This is a genomic window from Desulfitobacterium chlororespirans DSM 11544 (genome assembly GCF_900143285.1).
Lineage (GTDB): Bacteria > Bacillota > Desulfitobacteriia > Desulfitobacteriales > Desulfitobacteriaceae > Desulfitobacterium > Desulfitobacterium chlororespirans.
This window is the reverse complement of record NZ_FRDN01000003.1, coordinates 396,747-415,564: the sequence shown is the minus strand read 5'-3', so window position 1 is coordinate 415,564 and position 18,818 is coordinate 396,747. Positions and strand designations below refer to the sequence as shown.

At 48.3% G+C, this 18,818-nt stretch carries 14 protein-coding genes and 1 pseudogene; all 15 read left to right on the top strand.

The window, feature by feature from the left end; genetic code table 11:
* Positions 1-28: 28 nt before the first annotated feature.
* Positions 29-190, top strand: coding sequence for a hypothetical protein (locus BUA14_RS28385; protein ID WP_178371596.1), 162 nt, complete (start codon positions 29-31; stop codon positions 188-190).
* Positions 118-1,423 (top strand): annotated as a pseudogene (locus BUA14_RS01790) (MFS transporter). The gene BUA14_RS28385 and the pseudogene BUA14_RS01790 overlap by 73 nt, the downstream one beginning before the upstream one ends.
* 216 nt (positions 1,424-1,639) lie before the next feature.
* The gene (locus tag BUA14_RS01785) at positions 1,640-2,368 is read left to right on the top strand and encodes a FadR/GntR family transcriptional regulator (RefSeq protein ID WP_178371594.1); all 729 of its coding nucleotides are present in this window, start codon (positions 1,640-1,642) and stop codon (positions 2,366-2,368) included.
* Positions 2,369-2,845: 477 nt separating this feature from the next.
* Positions 2,846-4,174 carry an MFS transporter gene (locus BUA14_RS01780; protein ID WP_072771001.1) on the top strand — a complete coding sequence of 443 codons (1,329 nt, stop codon included), beginning with the start codon at positions 2,846-2,848 and terminating at the stop codon, positions 4,172-4,174.
* Between the two features lie 115 nt (positions 4,175-4,289).
* Complete coding sequence (locus BUA14_RS01775) at positions 4,290-5,477, top strand: mandelate racemase/muconate lactonizing enzyme family protein (protein WP_072771000.1); 1,188 nt, start codon at positions 4,290-4,292, stop codon at positions 5,475-5,477.
* A gap of 72 nt (positions 5,478-5,549) precedes the next feature.
* Positions 5,550-6,731: a mandelate racemase/muconate lactonizing enzyme family protein gene (locus BUA14_RS01770; RefSeq protein WP_072770999.1), complete on the top strand. Its 1,182-nt coding sequence runs from the start codon at positions 5,550-5,552 to the stop codon at positions 6,729-6,731.
* Positions 6,732-6,933: 202 nt separating this feature from the next.
* The gene (locus BUA14_RS01765; protein WP_072770998.1) at positions 6,934-7,920 is read left to right on the top strand and encodes a hypothetical protein; all 987 of its coding nucleotides are present in this window, start codon (positions 6,934-6,936) and stop codon (positions 7,918-7,920) included.
* A 10-nt stretch (positions 7,921-7,930) separates the two neighbouring features.
* Complete coding sequence (locus tag BUA14_RS01760; protein WP_072770997.1) at positions 7,931-8,158, top strand: helix-turn-helix domain-containing protein; 228 nt, start codon at positions 7,931-7,933, stop codon at positions 8,156-8,158.
* On the top strand, positions 8,148-9,149 hold the full coding sequence (locus BUA14_RS01755) for a hypothetical protein (protein ID WP_072770996.1): 1,002 nt from the start codon (positions 8,148-8,150) through the stop codon (positions 9,147-9,149). The genes BUA14_RS01760 and BUA14_RS01755 overlap by 11 nt, the downstream gene beginning before the upstream one ends.
* 197 nt (positions 9,150-9,346) lie before the next feature.
* Positions 9,347-9,943 (top strand): TetR/AcrR family transcriptional regulator, encoded by a 597-nt coding sequence (locus tag BUA14_RS01750; RefSeq protein ID WP_072770995.1) that lies wholly within the window; start codon positions 9,347-9,349, stop codon positions 9,941-9,943.
* 223 nt (positions 9,944-10,166) lie between these two features.
* Entirely contained in the window at positions 10,167-11,984 is a 1,818-nt protein-coding gene (locus BUA14_RS01745) for an ABC transporter ATP-binding protein (protein ID WP_072770994.1), read from the top strand.
* Positions 11,981-13,741 (top strand): ABC transporter ATP-binding protein, encoded by a 1,761-nt coding sequence (locus BUA14_RS01740; protein WP_178371593.1) that lies wholly within the window; start codon positions 11,981-11,983, stop codon positions 13,739-13,741. The genes BUA14_RS01745 and BUA14_RS01740 overlap by 4 nt, the downstream gene beginning before the upstream one ends.
* A 392-nt stretch (positions 13,742-14,133) precedes the next feature.
* Positions 14,134-15,633 carry a hypothetical protein gene (locus BUA14_RS01735; protein WP_072770993.1) on the top strand — a complete coding sequence of 500 codons (1,500 nt, stop codon included), beginning with the start codon at positions 14,134-14,136 and terminating at the stop codon, positions 15,631-15,633.
* Entirely contained in the window at positions 15,630-16,289 is a 660-nt protein-coding gene (locus tag BUA14_RS01730; RefSeq protein WP_072770992.1) for a hypothetical protein, read from the top strand. Before BUA14_RS01735 ends, BUA14_RS01730 begins: the two co-directional genes overlap by 4 nt.
* Positions 16,276-18,693, top strand: a complete 2,418-nt coding sequence (locus BUA14_RS01725) for an ATP-binding protein (protein WP_072770991.1) — start codon at positions 16,276-16,278, stop codon at positions 18,691-18,693. Before BUA14_RS01730 ends, BUA14_RS01725 begins: the two co-directional genes overlap by 14 nt.
* Positions 18,694-18,818: the final 125 nt, after the last annotated feature.

Here is an 18,818-nt window from a genome sequence, read left to right as displayed (position 1 = left end):
AGCATATTTAAATAATGGAGGAGTTTGAATGACGTTGGCCAATCTTGCCCTGACCGGCTTTATTGTCTTCGGAATAATTACCCTGGTCCTGACGAAAAAAAGAAAGCAAAAACCCAAATGGATCTTTATGGCCTTAACTTTAATCTGCTGGTGTATCACCTTAGGGTACATGTTGGCAAGTACAGCATGAATGAGCCTCAAAAAAAACTTCATTACGGCTGGTTGATTATTCTGGGCTGTATGATCATGGTATTGTGCTGTGTTGGCCTGGCGCTTAACGTTTTTTCGATCTTTGTCACACCTCTGGCTGAGGAGCTGGAGCTGACGAAAACCCAGGTTTCCACGGTAATGTCCATGATCAGCGTCGGCAGTACTCTGATTTTAATGTTCAGCGGCAGAATCTATCAGAGATACAGTACCCGGAAGGCTATGTTTATCTTTGGTTTGTGCGTGGCCGGGGGTTTTCTTCTTTTCGCTGTGCAGAACATTGCCGCAGTGTTATGTCGCCGCGTTGCTGGTGGGCATCGGTTCCGGCGGCGGAGGCCTGGTTCCTGCCACCCTCTTGATTACCCGCTGGTTCAGCACCAAGAGAGGACTCGCTATCAGTCTCAGCGCTATGGGGTCCGGGATCGGGAGTATGATTTTCCCTCCTATCGTGGCTTATTGGATTGAAGGGTTTGGCTTGGCGAAGGCCTTTACATTTTATGGCCTGTTGATTGCCGCCCTTGTCAGTGTGACCTTCCTGCTGATTAGAAATGAGCCTGGGGAAAAAGGGTTGCAGCCGTACGGTTATGCGACCTGCCCTGATCAGAAAGCGGCTGGCCAGGTTAAAGGGCTGACCTTTGCGGAAACTCTGAGGACCATAAGATATTGGGGATTGGTGGTCACGGCGCTTGCTGTGGGAATCATGATCAGCCCTATCAATAATCATCTCCCCTCTTTTTTGATTTCCATAGGTTATGAGCCCATGTTTACGGCGGTAGTGTTTTCACTGTTCGGGGGAACCTTGATCATCGGCAAGCTTTTGACGGGGGCCATCATCGACCGCTTTGGGATCACTGCGACCAATTGGTTTTTGTTCAGTGTGTGTGGGTTGGCTTTAGCCTCGGCCTTTTTGGTGGATGGAAGTCCGGCCAAAGCTTATTTATTGACGATCTTAATCGGACTGGGCAATCCGATTCTTACCATACCCATTCCGATCTGGGTGGCGGAGCTTTTTGGTTTGAGGGATTATGCGAAAATATTCTCAACCTTAACCCTGATGATGTCCCTTGGCGGTGCCATTGGTTATTCATTGGTAGGTTTTATGGTCGATGTAACCGGAACCTATCTGACGGCTTATGGCGTTTTTATTGTGGTTAATCTGCTGCTCATCCTTCTTTTGCAGCTTATTTTCAGGAAGAAGCAGGTGTCCCTGACCTAGAGGGGATAATGGGGAGGAGCAGGAAAAAAATGATAGTAATAGCAATTTTGAGATTATAAATACTGACAATATATGATATAATGAACTGTATAAGTGTCTGCTGGCCATACTAAATGTTGATGCCGGCGTTTTTTGGGGTGTTCAAATATTAGGGAAAAGGGAACGATTGAAAGCTTTATGGAGAAGGGTTTTAATACAAAAAGAAAGCTCAAGAGATTGCCTCTCACAGAACAGGTCTACAATGCCCTTAAAGAAGGAATTATCTCGGGTAAATGGCAGATTGGAGATAAGCTGCCGTCGGAGAATGAGCTGGCTGAATACTTTGGCGTGAACCGGCTGACGGTTCGGGGCGCCTTGCAGAAGCTCAATATCCTGGGCATAGTCGAGACAAGGGTGGGGGAAGGAACCTTCGTCTTAAGCTTTGACTTTCGAAAATATATCAGTGAAGTGACTGAATTTACCTTACAGCCTGAGGATGAAAACGATATCAGGGAATTCAGAAGGTTGTTTGAGATTGAAGCAGTTCGGCTGGCCATTGAGAAAGGCACGGAAAAGGAACTTGCCGTTCTGAAAAAACTGGCGGAAGAATGCGATGAGCTCTGCAAAAGGTTAACGGAAAGCTATACGGATCAGAGCTTTGATAAAGAATATTTTATGGATAGTGTCAACGCCGATCTGGATTTTCATTATCAGATCTTCAAAATGTCTCATAATACACTGTATATCAACTGTTTTAATCTGGCCCGTGAATCGATTCATCGCTATATTCTGGCCAGGTTTGAAAGGGCCTATAACCATTTTGCCTATAATTATTTTGAAAAAGGCGGGACGGTGCTTGAGTACAAGCGGTTTGAACATATGCTTATTTATAACTATATTAAAGAAAAAGACTTTGAAGGATGCAAAAAAATCTATATTAAACATGATTCAAGCTGGTTTGCTTAAGGAAGAAATCCAGATAAGGTCTGAGATCGAGAGAGCTGCTGTTCGCGGAACAGCAGCTCTTTTTAGTTCTTATGGGAGAATACAGATGGTTTAAAGTATTCCAATATATCTAACATTAAATATTCAAAAAAAATAAATTAATTCCTTGCAAAGAAAACAAGATTGATGTAATATATGCACTAGATAGCGAACAACCAACAACGTACAACGTACAACAAACAACAGTCGGGCGTACAGCAGACAGAGTCCGAAAAAGCGATCAGAGCGATCAGATTGTAAAGGGGGTAAGGTATTTAATCCAGGCTCTTAGGGAAAGAGTAAATAACTTTATTAAAAAGTGCACTAAGTTATTTGGATTAAACCGGAAATGAGGTGACAAAACTAATTCTGGAAGACGCTATGAACAGTTAGTTACGCAGAAATCCCTAGGCTGAACTGACTTGTAAAGACCCTATCTTTATACTAGGAGGCAAATTTATGAGCGTTGTTAATCCTTCGGCTGTAGAAAAAAGCGCTATGGCGAAAATCATCAGGCACATTATTCCCTTATCCATTATTCTGTACATCATCAACATTATTGACAGAGGCAACCTGGGTTATGCTGCTTTGGATATGAATAAAGCCTTAAGTATCTCACCGGAAGCTTTTGGTTCTTTGACCGCTATGTTTTTTGTCGGCTATTTCTTTTTTGAAATTCCCAGCAATATGCTGATGCACCGTACGGGAGCCAGACTTTGGCTGGGCCGGATCATGTTCACCTGGGGACTTGTCACCTGTGGTATGTTTTGGGCACAAAACTTTACCCATGTCGCTATTCTTCGTATTTTATTAGGTATTATGGAAGCCGGCTTTTTTCCCGGGATGATGTACTACTTTACCTTCTTTTTCCCTTCCAGATACCGTGCGGGAATTATTTCGATGTTCTTTCTGGCGGCTCCCATCGCCAACTCCATTGGTGCTCCCTTTGCCACTCAGATTATGGCGAATGTCCATTGGCTTGGTCATGACGGCTGGAGATGGGTATTTATGATCGAAGGTCTCCTGGCTGTAGCCGGTGCCTTTTTGACCTGGGGTTATCTGAAGAACAGCCCGGATGAGGCCAACTGGCTCAACGCCGAAGAAAAAGCCTGGGTTAAAGGCGAATTGGCAGGGGAGTTAGCCAACAAAACAGAAACCGAACACTTCAAGCTTAAGGATGTCTTTAAATATTCGACGATTTGGAGATTGGGCTTCATCTATATGTTCATTCAAGTTACTGCTCAGACGTTCGCCTTCTGGACACCAACTTTGGTTAAAGAATTTTCCACGAGCTTCAGCAACACCACTGTGGGTTGGATTATGATGATGCCCGGAATCCTGGGAGCGCTCTTCATGCTCTGGTGGGGGCCTCATTCCGACCGAACCAATGAACGGATTTGGCACGCCGGAATTCCTATGCTAATCTTTGCGGCGGCTCTGGGTGTCATTGCCTTCTCCGACAGCATTACCGTCAAACTTGTGGCACTGGCCTTGACCGGGATCGGCAATTATGCCTTCTATGGTCCTTACTGGGCGATTCCCTCCCTTTATCTTTCCGGAGAGGCACTGGCCATCGGCTTGGCCCTTATTAACTCTTTATCCAGCTTTGCAGGGTTTGCTGGCAATCTGATCATTGGTTATATTAAGGTTTCCTCTTTCGGAAGCACCGGTGTCCTGGTATTTCAGCTCCTTTGTGCCGCAGTTTCTTTCTTCTTGGTCATTACCCTGAAGATCAAGAAAGACGAGAGCCATTCGAATGGAAAAACTGCAACCGGGGTTGCCAAGTAATCTCTTTATAAAAGTGTGATGTACTGTCCCGGTAGATTACTGGGACAGTGTCTCCTTGTGCAGCAAGCCAATTTTCTACTATCTATAAAAATATTAAATCAGGGAGGAAAGCAAGATGAAAATAACCAGTGTTGATGTGATTAAGTTAACGAACGGCCGTCCTGCCGTGGAGGGGACCCCCTGGAATCCTACGGTTGTCCGGATCAATACCGATGAGGGGATTTCCGGATACGGTGAAATAGGGCTGGCTTATGGCAATGCTGAATTTGCCCAATTCGGTATGGCTCGTGACTTTGGTAAATTGATCATCGGCATGGATCCTTTCAATAATGAGCAAATCTGGGAAAAGATTTTCCGGATGACCTTCTGGGGAATGGGCGGCGGCACCGTGATCTTTGCAGCTATCAGCGCCATTGATATTGCTCTTTGGGATATTAAGGGCAAAGCTTTAGGTGTGCCTGTCTATAAATTGCTGGGCGGAAAAACCAACGACAAGCTTCGGGCTTATGCCAGCCAGATCCAATTTGACTGGGGGACGAAGAGTGCAGCTCTCGTCAGGCCTGAGGAATATGCAGAGGCGGCCCGTAAAGCCATGGCGGAAGGCTATACCTGCATCAAAGTTGACCCGGTGGGCTTTGACTTGAAAGGCCAGTGGATGGGCTGGAGCAATTATGGACTGCTGGAATATGATCAGCTCAAAGTTGCTGTGGATAGAGTGGCCGCGATCCGGGAAGCCGGCGGCCCTGGTCTGGATATCATCATTGAGCTGCACTCCTTGACCGATACCAATACGGCAATTCAACTGGGCAGAGAGCTGGAGCAATTCCGCTGCTTCTACTATGAAGAGCCTGTTCATCCTTTGAATGCCGGATCGATGAAGGAAATTGCCAGTAGTGTAAAAATTCCCGTGGCCAGCGGGGAGAGAATCTACAGCCGCTGGGGCTACAGGCCTTTCTTCGAAGATCGTTCCCTGCACATCATCCAACCGGATCTGGGCAATTGCGGCGGACTTACGGAAGGTAAAAAAATCTGCGATATGGCCAATGTTTATGACTGCGGTGTGCAGATGCATATCTGCGGCGGTCCCATTGCTACCGCGGCAGCCCTGCAGTTGGAAGCGGTTATCCCCAATTTCGTGATTCATGAACACCATGCGGCTGCTTTGCTGCCTGAAAATATTGGTCTGTGCAAATATGACTATCAACCGCAGAATGGTTATTTTGAAGTTCCCGAGCTTCCTGGTATTGGTCAGGAGCTTTCCGAAGCGGCTTTGGCCCAAGCGGAGATTGTGACAGTGAAGTAAGGCATTGAAGGACAATTAGCTCACTTCACCTGACTTTCTATAAAAATAATAAAATGACTGGAGGAAATGGCGATGAAAATTACTAAAATTGACGTGATGATGGTGAATGGTGTTGCGACGGCATCAACACCCTGGAGGCCTGTACTTTGCCGGATCTATACGGATGAAGGAATCTACGGAGACGGTGAGGCGGCTATCGCTTATTGCACCGGTGCGCCGGCGGCTTTTGGCATGGTCAAGGATTTGGCGGCTATGCTCATCGGTAGGGATCCCCTGGATAATGAAGTGATCTGGGAAATCATGTATAAGAGAACCTTCTGGGGGCAGAATGGCGGTCCCATCACCTTTGCCGGCATGAGCGCTCTGGATATCGCTCTCTGGGATATCAAAGGGAAATACTTTAAGGTCCCTGTCTATAAGCTGCTGGGCGGCAAGAAGCGCGATAAGCTGAGAACTTATGCCAGCCAGCTGCAGTTCGGCTGGGGAGAAGGCACGATAGCGGCTACCTCCCCTGAGCATTATTATAACAATGCCAAGAAAGCCGTTGCTGAAGGCTATGACTGCGTCAAGGTGGATTTTTTTCAGTTTAATGAGAAAGGGGAGCAGTTTACCGAGGAAGAAAGAACCGGTCTGCTCAAACCCTATTATGTGAATCTGGTGGAGTCCCGTGTGGCGGCGGTAAGAGAGGCTGTAGGCCCTAATGTGGACATTATCATGGAAAACCACTCCTTCCCGGATGCTCAGAGTGCCGTTCAGTTGGGACGGGCCGTTCAGAAATACAATATCTTTTATTTTGAAGAGCCCAACACTCCCAATCCCAAGACAGCCAGATATATCGCCGACAAGCTGGAAATGCCCATCGCCAGCGGGGAGCGGATTTACTCCAGATGGCAGTACGCGCCTTACTTTGAAGATCAGTCCCTGCAATTGATTCAGCCGGATCTGGGCAATTGCGGCGGCATCACAGAAGGCAAGAAGATCTGCGATATGGCTCACACTTATGATATCGGCGTCCAGGCTCACGTCTGCGCCAGCCCTCTTTCCACGGCTGCGGCCCTCCATCTGGAAGCGGTCATTCCCAATTTTGTCATCCATGAGCATCATGTGTTCAACCTGAGCTCCTGGAATAAGCAGCTTTCTATCTACGATTATCAGCCGGTCAACGGAGAGTACAGCATTCCTGAACTTCCCGGCCTGGGCAATGAAATTTCTGAATATGCCTTCGCTAACAGTGAGATCGTCACTGTAAAATAAAACAATCATAGGTCTGGGTATGACAACAGGACACGATGAGGCGGTATGCCGCTTAGCGTGTCCTGTTGTTTGTCGGCAGTAGGTTGTGCCGGATGATGAAGCTGCTTTGTAAGTGAGAGAGGAGAAATTATTGACAAACAATAATTTGTCGGTTTATAATACAAATAATTATCGTTGAATAATAATTATTTTAGAGGTGGGTATGAAACACAAGGTATTGGGGATGGTGCTGGGGATAGAAGGGGCGATCTGTATTCTGTTCAACATTCTGCAGACCTCCTTTTCCTCCGGGTTTACAGCGGCCATGGCTTTTCCTTTTGAACAGCTGGGTCTTCTGTTGCGGATGCTTTCTCTTTCCGGAGGGGCTGGGAATGCAGCGGCGTTGATGATTTATGGGGCCGCCGCGCTTTTGCCTCTTCTGAGCCTGTTCCTTCTGAGCAGGAAGCGGGAGCTGCAGCGGGAAGACGGATTGCTGGCGCTCTTGAGCGTTGTTTTGTTCCCCGTGCTGTACTTTATGACGAATCCGGGGATGATCGGTTCCCTTTTCGGCGGAGCCCTGGGAGGCTCAGGGGGGGCCGGGCTGGCTGTGGGTAAAGCGGTACTGGGGGGCACGGTGTATTCCCTGGTGTGCGGCTATTTCGTTTTGCGGCTGCTGCGTCTTTGCTTTGAGAGCAGTACGGTCAGACTTCAGCACTATATGATGGTTTTGCTGAGCCTGTTGACCGTGGTTTTTGTCTATTTGATTTTCGGCGCCTCTTTCCGGGAGCTTCTTCATTCCCTGGCAGCCTTGCAGGCGGGCAACAACGGTAATGAGCATTTGTTGGGAGTGAGCTATGTTTTTCTGGCTCTCCAGTTTGCGGTGAACGCCCTGCCTTATCTTTTTAATGTTATGGTGACCTTCGCCGCCCTCCGGCTGCTGGAGGACATGGGAGCGGATCGTTATTCTGCAGAAAGTGTGAAAGGGGCCGACCGGTTAGCCCGGCTGTGCGGTACCGCTTTGGCGGCTACAGTGCTGAGCAGCATAGCCTTTAATCTGCTGCAGCTTCTTTTGGCTCAAAAACTGCTGGTGATCAACAGTTCGGTGCAGATTCCTGTATTCTCCCTGGCTTTTGTGCTGGCCGTCCTGCTGGTTGCCCGGTTTATCGAGGAAAATAAGGGGCTTAAGGACGATAACGACATGTTTATCTGAGAGGTGCGGAATGGGGATACAGGTTCATCTGGAGGATGTATTGAAGGCCCGGGGCATGACCTCGAAGGAGCTGTGCGCTCTGGTGGGGATTACGGAAGCGAATCTGTCCATTCTGCGCAGCGGCAAGGCCAAAGGGGTGCGTTTTGGCACCATCAATAAGATCTGCTGGCATCTGGAGTGCGATGTGGGAGATATTTTGAAATTCGATGGAAAGCTGGAGGAAGAGGATGAGGATTAAAGAGGGGTTCATGGGGCTCTGCCTGCTGATGTTCATAGGATGCTTCCTGACCGGGTGCCAGCTGGCCAAGGAAGAGGGAAGCGCCGGAGGCTATGAAGACAGGCTGGTCGGGGTGTTTGTGACCACGGAGTATTTGGATCTGTTCGATTTTGCAGGATATGTTGAAGATAATGTTCGTAGTTTACCGGGTGGACCGGGTGGCGAGATTGTGCCTGACGGTGCCGGGGAGAAGTATCAGGGGCGGCTCTATGCTGAATTGACTAAGCAGATCCTGACTGATGGGGTGAGCGGCCATCAGGTGGAAAGGGAAGAGTATGACTTTCCGGGCGTGGAGGGCATAGCCTACTATTCTCTGCGGGTTCCTGACAGCGAAGAGGGGGAGGGCTATTTAACCACCGGCTCTGATGAAGGAATCAGCGACGGCCATACCAGCCTGCACAGCAGCGACGGAGGGAACAGCGTCGAGCTGGAAGGTACGATCTATGTGCCTGTGGGCTCCGGGCGGACCTATTATTTCAATTCCATGTATCAGAGTGCCGACGGCCGGGTTTATGTTACCTCCGGCAGCGGCATGTCTTCCGGGGGAGAGCAGAGTGAGGGCGGGGCTTTTACTCAGACCATGAAAGCCGATTACACCATGACGGAAAATGGTACAACCGTCAAGGACAGCATCTCTATACAGCTCTCCATCCGTATGATGTATCCGCCGGAAGAGATCGTGATTCTGCAGATGGGAGCAGACAGCACTGTAGTCTCCCGTGGGGAATATCACCCCGAAGAAGTGCCGGACAGGATTATCACTGAAGAGGAGACCGCCTATTGGATCGTTGAGACCAAGAAGAGGGACAACAGCGGCAAGGTGCTCAGGACCCGGGCGATCTATGACCGGGAGGCCGAGTATCTGGAAGCTTTTTTCTGCCGGGAGGATGGCGTCTGTATCAAGAAGCAGGTGACCGTCGAGCGGGCCCTGCCGTCTTCTGCTGCTTTGTAGTGTTTGAGGCTTGACCCGACTGCCTTTCCATTTGAAGAAAGCTTGATTTATGGTAAGTGAAGGGAAAGTATTCATGGGAAGGTTTTTTTCGCGGATTTCTCTTGACAAAGGAGTAAAAGGTGCTATATGATTTAAGCGACCATTACTTATATAATGGTCGCTTATTTTTGTTAAGTATTCGGGAAGGAGGATAATCTATGTCGCCCAAGATATTTGCCCTGCAGGAACGGGAAGAAGCAAGGGTAAAGATGCTGGAAGCGGGATTTGCCCTTATTAAGGAACAGGGCATGACCCATGCCTCTGTTGAGAAGGTCACCAAAGCAGTGGGGCTGGGGAAGAGCACCTTCTATAATTTTTTTCTCTCCAAGGAGATGTTCGTTTACGAAATTATCAAGTACCAACGGGATCAGTCCAAACAATTTTTTATGGACATACTTGACGGCAGGGAAAAGATGACCTCCAGTGAGGGAAAAGATTTTTTGAAAAAGATAATTTTTAGCGGGGACAGCATTTATCAATACCTGACGGCGGAGGATGAAGCCAAGCTGAAAGCAGCCCTGCCCCCGGAATATTGTCTTGTTGATCCCCAGGCCGAGGCCATGATCATGACCGGTCTGTTCGAGCACATGGAAGGGGTGCGGCCGGATATTGACTTAAAGCTTGTGGCCAATCTCATTAAGATCATGGCTCTGTCGCTGTTCCATCAGGATTCCCTCCATGCAGACGCCCTGCCCCGGACTTTGGAGGGCATATACGGCCTTTTATTTTCCTATATCTTTGCAGAGAATGTTTAATGGTTTAAGCAACCCGCGGCTTCGCTTTGTTACCATCCAGGGTAATAAGGAGCGGCCCAGGCGGGTTTCTTTAAAGGCTTTGAGTTAGCCTAAGCTAACTCGCATCTGATCAGGGGCAGCGCCAAGCCTGTGGAATACAGTTCAGTGAACCGGACCCAGTTAATTCTGCGTGCAAATTTTAGGCAACGAGCAAATTCTAATGTAGTGAAAGAGAGGTATGAGTATGGGCAGATCATCAAAAAAGCCAAAAGAGCAAGAGAAAACAGGGCTTGCCCGGCTTATGGAGCTGGCCGGAGCTAAAAAAAACAAGCTCCTGGCCGCTTGCCTGCTGTCGGTCCTGGCCTCGGCGGCGCGTCTTGTTCCTTTTTTCACCATCTATGGGGTGAGCCGGGAGCTCCTGGCTCATTATACCCTGACCTCAGCCATGAATGCCGGAAAAATTTACACTTTGGTGGGTTATACCTTTGCCGCCGCCCTGGTATACGGGGTCTGCGCTTTTCTATCTTCAGCCCTTGCTCACGGCGCGGCTTACGATATTATTTATGAGCTGCGTTTAAAACTCATGGAAAAGCTGGCCCGGATTCCCTCCGGTTACTTTACCGGAACCACCCAAGGGGCCATAAAAAAGGTCATCTCCGACGATGCGGAGCAGATTGAAGTGTTTGTCGCTCATCATATCGCCGATCTGGCGGCGGCGGTGGCCACACCTCTCTTCACTCTGATCTTCCTGTTTGTCATGGACTGGCGGCTGGCCCTGGTCACCCTCATTCCCATCTTTGTATCCGTCTCTCTTCTCTCCGGAGGCCTGAAAAATCCTCAGGGCGCTCAAACTCAGGTGGATATGCACAATGCCAAGGAAAAAATGGAAGGCACCATTGTGGAATACATCCATGGCATGCCGGTCATCAAAATATTCAACCGCACCTTAAACGCTTTTGCCCGGTATGAGGGGGATGTATCCGCCTATGTGGGCACCGTGGAGCGCACCGCCTATCACTTTGCCTCCAGCATGGGAGCCTATTATGCTTTCTTCGGGGCCCAGCTGCTGTTTCTGCTTCCTGCCGGTCTGGTGCTGCTGGCCGGGGCTTCCACCTATCTGGATTTTTTGCCCCTGCTGCTGCTGTTCTTTTTGGTGGGGAGCGGGCTCAAGGAGCCCCTGGAAAATATGATGCAGATGGTTGTGCACAGCCGCCGCATTACGGAAGGAGTATCCCGTATTGACCGGATTTTGCAGCAGCCGGAGCTGGCGGAAAAGGGGGCGGGGAGTCCCGCGGCTTATGATCTTGCCTTTGCGGAAGTATCCTTCACTTATACGGAAGAGGGACCCCAGGCCCTAAAAGATATTTCCTTCCATCTGCCTCAGGGAAGTATCACCGGCATTGTCGGCCCTTCCGGGGGCGGAAAATCCACCCTTGCTCAGCTTCTGCTCCGGTTCTATGAGCCTCAGCGGGGGAGTATCAGAATCGGCGGTGTGGATATTGGGGATATTCCCCATCACCGGCTGATGAATCTGGTGTCCTATGTGTTTCAGGATTCCTTTTTGTTTCATGATACGGTGGAAAACAACATCCGCATGGGCAACCGGGAGGCGACCCGTGAAGCAGTGGAGCAGGCGGCGAAAAACGCAGGCATCCATGAGGTGATTAGGGAACTGCCCAAAGGCTATGACACGGTGCTCGGCGAAAAGGACTCCTATCTTTCCGGCGGGGAGAAGCAGCGGCTGGCCATCGCCCGGGTCTTCCTCAAGGATACACCCATCGTGGTTCTGGATGAGGCCACCGCTTATGCGGATGCAGAAAATGAAGGGAAGATTCAGCGGGCCTTTGCCAGGCTTGCTGAAAATAAAACAGTGCTGATTATCGCTCACCGGCTCAGGACCGTGGAAAATGCCAACCGCATTCTGGTTCTGGAAAAGGGAGAACTGGTAGGAGAGGGCACCCATACGGAGCTGCTGAGATCCTGCCCCCAGTACGGTGATATGGTGGCCGCCAATGAGCGGAAGGACCGCTGGCGGATTGGGAAAGGAGGAGTGTCGGCATGAACAGTTTCCAAACCTGGTTCCGCACGATTACCTTTGGTGAAACGGGGAAGTATCTAAGGATGACCCTCTGGAATTTTATCGACAGCTTTGTGGCTTCGCTTCCCTATGGGGTGATGCTGCTGGCGATCTACATGCTGCTGATACCGGTGGCGGAACCGGGCTCTCCTTTGCCTGCCAACCGGCTGTGGATGCTGTGCGGCGTCCTGCTGGCCCAGCTGCTCCTATATTATTTTGTACGGCGCAAGACCTATATCGATCTTTGCACCGGCTTTGCAGGCACCACCAGGAATGCCCGGATCGCTATGGGGGAGCGCTTAAGAAGATTGCCCATGGGCTTCTTCGGGCGGCGGGATGCCGGGGATCTTTCCACGGTTCTGCTGCGGGATTATACGGAGGTTGAGCAGCTGGCTTCCGGTCTCATTCCTCAGCTGTCCGTCATCCTGGTGCGTCTCTCTCTGGCATTGATCGTCCTGTCCGCTTTTGATTGGCGCATGATGCTGGGGTTGGTGCTGGTGATTCCTCTGGCCCTGCCCTTTGCCTTGATCAGCTATCGGAAAATGGGGGGGATCAGCGGCGAGCTGATGGCGGCTCAGCAAGGGGCCGCCTCGGGAATACTGGAGTATGTAGGGGGAATTCAGACCCTGCGGGCCTTCAATATGGCGGGGGAACAGTTTCAGTCCCTGAAGAACTCCTTCGCCAAACAACACAGGCATTCCGTAGGCATGGAGCTGGCGGCGGCTCCTGTAGGCATGCTGGGTCGTTTTATCCTCAATTGCGGGAGCGCTGTGATTATGCTCTTGGGGATATGGCTGCTCACCAAAGGTCAGCTGTCCCCCTTCTATTACATCGTCTTTCTGCTCCTCTCCCTGAACATTTATGAGCCGGTGATGATTTTGTTTGGTTTTATTGCGGATTTTGCCCGGACCAACCGGTCGGCGGTGCGCATACAGGAGTTGACAAAAGAGGAGCCTCTGCCGGAGCCTGTCCGGGGCACGGCACCGGAGAACCTGGACATAGAGTTCAACAATGTTTCTTTTTCCTATGGCCATCAGGAGGTGCTCCATGACATCTCCCTGAGTTTCCCCGAAAAAAGCATTACGGCCCTGGTAGGACCTTCAGGCTCAGGAAAGTCCACTATCACCCGCTTGGCCGCCCGCTTCTGGGATGCGGGAAAGGGGGAGATCACCCTGGGCGGCATGCCCTTGGGGCAGATGACCTCGGATGAGCTGCTCTCCCGGATCAGCATCGTCTTTCAGGATGTGTATCTGTTTCATGATACGGTGGAAGCCAATATCCGCATGGGGAGGCCGGGGGCAGCACTGGAGGAGATCATGGAGGCAGCCAAAGCGGCGGCTTGCCACGACTTCATATCTGCTCTGCCCGAAGGATATGAAACCATGGTGGGGGAGGGGGGCTCCACCCTCTCCGGAGGAGAAAAGCAGCGCATTGCCATCGCCCGGGCCCTTTTGAAAAACGCCCCCATCGTTCTGCTGGACGAAGCCACAGCCTCACTGGATCCGGAAAACGAAGTGCTTATTCAGCAGGCTATCAGCGCCCTGGTGGCAGAGAAAACAGTGATCGTCATCGCCCATAGGCTGCAGTCCGTATGCAATGCAGATCAGATCGTGGTGCTGGATAAAGGCAGGGTAAAGGAGCAAGGCACCCATGAGGAACTCCTGGCTGGGAAGGGCCTCTATGCCCGGCTTTGGGAAGAACAGTCCCGGGCGGGAAATTGGCGGATTGCCGGAAACGGGTGAGTGGGCCTGCTACAGATGCCTGAAGACAATTCGGTGATCAAAATATTTTATTTATGGGAATCCAAGATAGGGAGGGGCGGCCCAAGGCCGTCCTTTCAGTGCCTTAGTTAAGGGAGGAGAGTAAGACGTATCCATGATTCTGGTATTCTGCTTGAGTGACCATTGAATTGCCATATATTTAGTAATGAGATCGCTGTTCGGGTGATATTGGCGGTCCTTTTTGTTTGCGTAATCATAATATTCAAAAAACAACAGGATTATTGTCGGTTCGTGGCGAAGTTACCAGGAAGTAGCAAAGAAGAAAGAGTTTAGTATATCTTAAGAAATGACCTTGAATTTGACACGGTCGGATATGATTGTTCATTTATCAACGGAAATGAGGTAAGAAGGAAGTGGCAACTGTAGATCTGGATAGTTATTTACTGAATATGCACATTGGTGAAGGCCGGAGGGATGCTGCTGCAGGGGTGCGAGGCTTTTTGTTTCAGGATCTGTTGGCTATTGAAGAGTTAATCAGAGAGGAAACGGAGTATATTTGCTCTGAATTCATTGAAGATGTCTGCTCAGTAACGAGCAACAGTGTCCGTATTATTCAATCCAAATATACACCGAAGACAGATTTAGATATTAAAACTATTACCAGGGAGCTTTATTATCAGTACATTAAGTTGAAGCGATATGGTTATGGCGGAGAGATTATTCCAGTGCTGGGCTTCCATGCAGATGCTAAGACTAAGCCTGATGAAGAGATGGCTAAGCAATATTTGAACCTTACGGAGGAACGGAGAGAATTTCAAGGGACAGATGATGAGATTAAGGAGGAAGTTACAAGATGTATTATGGCAGGTACAAAGGAGGAAAGAGAAAATAATCTATTTAAGTCATTCTATCAACCTGAAGAGTTAAGCGATTTTCTAAGAATATATCAGATGAACGAAGTGAGCAAAAACATCGGTGATTATCGGAAAGAGTTAGGGGAGAGGCTTGATGAGAGCATTAGAATAGAGTGTTGTCCGATTGAGAATGAGGATGATCGGAAAGATTTGCTAATTGCCCTGGCGGTCAAATTGATTCAAGAACGCTATAATGAACCTGATCAGCCGGCGGATAATCGGGAATTGTTAAAACACCGTAAGGTCAAGCGCGCAGATTTTCTTGCTAAATTGGAAGATTTACTTGCTTTAGAGCCGTCAGTTAGCGTCGTGATACAGAGCTTCGTGGATGAGGCGTACTGTGAGTTTGTTGACGAACCCTTAACACCTCATAATCGGATCCGTTTGAACCTGTTGTATGCTTCCACCAATGAGTGGGTAAAGAGTAATTTGGAGAGCAGTGATGGTGTTATCCAATTACTAAATACGGTTAGTACAGATCGGAATGTACCAAATGGCGGTGACGGAGCGAGTGCATTGCGTAAAGAACTGTATATTTGTAAAGAAAAAATTATGACCTTTTACCATAACATTTGGAAGATTAAACTTAATTTGAAGCAAGCGACCTTTGGAGAATGCTGGTTATCTGAAATCAGAGAGTATATTGCATTTTCTTTTTATGACCAGAAGGACTGTTCAGAACGCAGTATCATTATGGGATCTATTGGCAATGATCGTCCAAGGAAAAAGATTGGATATGTTCAGGCAAGAGTACGTGCCTGGCGCGAGCGACCGAGAAAATGGTATCTCAGAAGTAATAATATACGCGGAGTTGGTGATTATTCGATTGATACTGGGAACATTGCCCCGCTAAGGCTGGACGTTACATTAATTTCTCCTGAGCAGTTTACGGTAGAGTGCATGGAGTGCATTGGTATTGATAAAGGAGAATGGGCAACCGAGGAAAATTGCGAGGAGCACATCTTCTCGAAACAATGCAAATATGGAGGTTTATCATGAATGGACAGGAGGCGTGGCGCACCTATTTTACACAAAATGGTTACCAGCCGCTGATTAAAACGGATACGGATGGTATTAAGAGCCTGACTATGGAGGAATTTTGCACCGAAGATGGAGCAGTTCCGGAGGAACTTAGAGAGATTTACTTATTATGCAACGAATCAGACATTCCTTGTGAGATGCTGCTAGTGTTGGATATCAGAGAGAGCGGGAAAGAAAATGATGAGATAAGAGCTTTGTGTAGAGAATGGGATGAGCGGATTCTAAGTTTTATAAACTTCGGTAGCTTGCCTGACCGAGAAGGGCAGAGTAAGTATCCGCTAAAATACAACGTCATGCAAATCTTGCTTTCTGATACTGTGACGGTACGTTGTGCGGCTGCTATCGCAGAGGAAAAGAGTACGGATATTTCGCGCAAGCTGTTTGTCTCAGTAGAAAATGGTGATGTGGCCGAGTCAGATCGATCTATGCTGCCGTTCTATTTCGAGCAGCTGATACAGGATAGAATTGCAGCGGGATCTGAATCCGAGCTTGCTCAGATACTTCCTGTAGGCGGTGAGTTGATGTTTCTTTATGAAGCACGTGTCAGTGAACAAACTTTTACAGAGAAAGACCTGTCGGCAGTAAGGGAGTGGCTGAGCTATGCTGAGGATTAAGGCGCTTCATATTCATATGTTTCGCATTTATAAAGACAGAAAATTTACATTTATCACTGAAAATGAGGAAGTAGCGCCATTGGTGTTGATTACCGGAGGTAACGGCAAAGGCAAAACGTCCATTATGGACGCTGTAGAATGGTGCTTTACTGGAAATATACAACATTTATACAGACCTTATGACACGCGTACCAAGGGTGATCGGCAGGTAGCACAAAGTCTTGGCCTGTTGCGCTATAAGGATTGCGGAAGTAACGAAGAAACCTGGGTTGAGCTGACTTTTGAAAAAGATGGTAAGGAATCGACTCTCCGGCGAAGCACACTAAACAATGAGCTTGGCTCAACGCACACATCTTTATCCATCACATATGCGGGAGACACACTGGATGCAGAAGCCGCTCAAGACTGGCTCAAAGAGTGTTTTGATTCCGGAGACAGGCCATTTGCGGATCTTTTTTATAAATATTTTATTTGTAATTCTCAAAAAGCAGAAGAGTTCCGCAGTAAGAGCCGCAAGGATATGACGGCGGAATTTGAGGATTTCACGCTCGAACATTCTGAAGCAAAGCAAGTGCTTGTGAACCTGGAACAGATACGTAGCCAACTGAATGAAGAAATAAATGATTTGAGCAGTAAGAGAGTTTCTGAAGACAAGATCATAGAGCTGGAAAAAGAGCAGCAAAAGTTAAAAGAGGCTGGGCAGATTCCGGCTTATGTACAACGGGTGAGCTATCCGGATGAACGGCTGGATGTGGATCAACTGAGTCAGGAAGAACAGGAAGCACAGCTTCAGGAACTTATAGCTGGAGGATATCGTGCTGTCGCTGACTGGTTGAGTGAGCTCATACGATCGAGACGTAAGTTGATGATAAAGGAGCAGTTTGCAGCATATAAAGCAGAGATTCAGCAGGCCATCCGAAAAGAACTCTATGAACCAAATACGCAGCGTGCTTTGGAGGAAAAGAAGAAGAAAATAGTGGAACAACTTCAGAAGCTAAATGATCAGACGTTGGAACAGGTTGGAGAGTTTGCTTCGGGGTTGGAGAACGCGGAACTGACACCGGCAGAATGGCAGAAGCGCTGGGGAGATTATTGCAGCTTAAATGATATTTGGCGTGGGACCGAAGCCAGCTTTGAAGATTCGCAAAAGGGTGATGAATTGCTGATTGCATTTTCACGGTTGGTAGGTGTCCGGGCGCAAATGGTTGAGTACCGCAAAGATTATCAAAAATGCCCATTGTGTGGTGCTGAAGAGCCTTTTGCATCTGCGCCGGCGGAACATCTGGCTTTGGAGGCTGAGAATTATGTCAAAGCTCACGATGTGAAAAAACTGACACTGGAACAACAGCTTAAAGAGGAAAAACAACGTTGGGACGATTTTCGGACTCTATTAAACAAAGACCTAAGGGAAATCTTGAAGGCAGCGGAAGCAAGACTAAGTGATGAACTAGGGCTGAATCAGAAAATCTTAGCTGTGACGGAGAGCTTTTTTAGGCTGATCGCAGCGTTAGAGCTGCTTCCGGAGCAGTTTGCCGACATGGATACCCTTGAAACCTATGACGGATTTGTGGGTATAGATACAGACTCGGTTCAAAAGCAAGCGGAGAAAATTAATGCTCTGCTGACCTTCCTCGGCTATCCAGGCGTAGAGCAGGTTGACACTGAACCGCAGATAGTAAGGGAGGCTATTTCTCCGCTTGCACAGAAGGTTCCGGCTATGTTTGTATTTGATGAACTGGATGTACGAGGGAAAATTGTATCTCTACGATTACGTAAGGGGAACCGACTTTTGGTTGAACTATCAAAAGATCTTGAGGAAAAGCGGAACCAGAATCGTACGCTGGATGAACAAACCCGCGAAAAGATGGCGTTACAAAGCCTAGTCAAGGGAAGGGCAGAAATGCTTCGCAAAAAACTAAACCAGATGAAAAATGATGAGGTACAGGGTGTTGCCCCCTATTTATTTCGCATTTTTAGTAAGTTGGTCAAGCATTCTACCCTTGACGGATTTCAGCTACAAGGTAATGGGGCAAGAGCGACAGAAACTAAATTGGCTTTCACCGATGAAAGTAAAAATCCAATTATGAATTTAATCAGCGATGGGCAGTTGGGCGCGTTTATGATTTCGTATTTACTCGGTAATGCATTCCTACGCAGGGAGACGGGTAGTTTCCGATGTTACTTTGTTGATGATATCACAAATAGCATGGACGATATTAATCTGGTTTCTTTTGTCGATCTTATTAAGTATCAGCTGGCGAAGAGCAGAAAAGGAGATGAAGAAGTGGCAGCGATACAGCAGTTCTTTTTTGCCACTTGCGACGGAAATCTGAAGCGGATGTTCCAATATAAGATGAAGGGGTTTGAGATTCCCGTTGCTTTAATTGATCTCGATATGCTATAACTTTCTCTCAAGAGCATGCTGCGAGGTTATTATCAAACATTAGGATGTTCTGGCGAATGATGGGGGTGCTGGATAATTTGAAGAAATGTATGGAAGAAAAACAAATGATGTAACGACTCATAAGC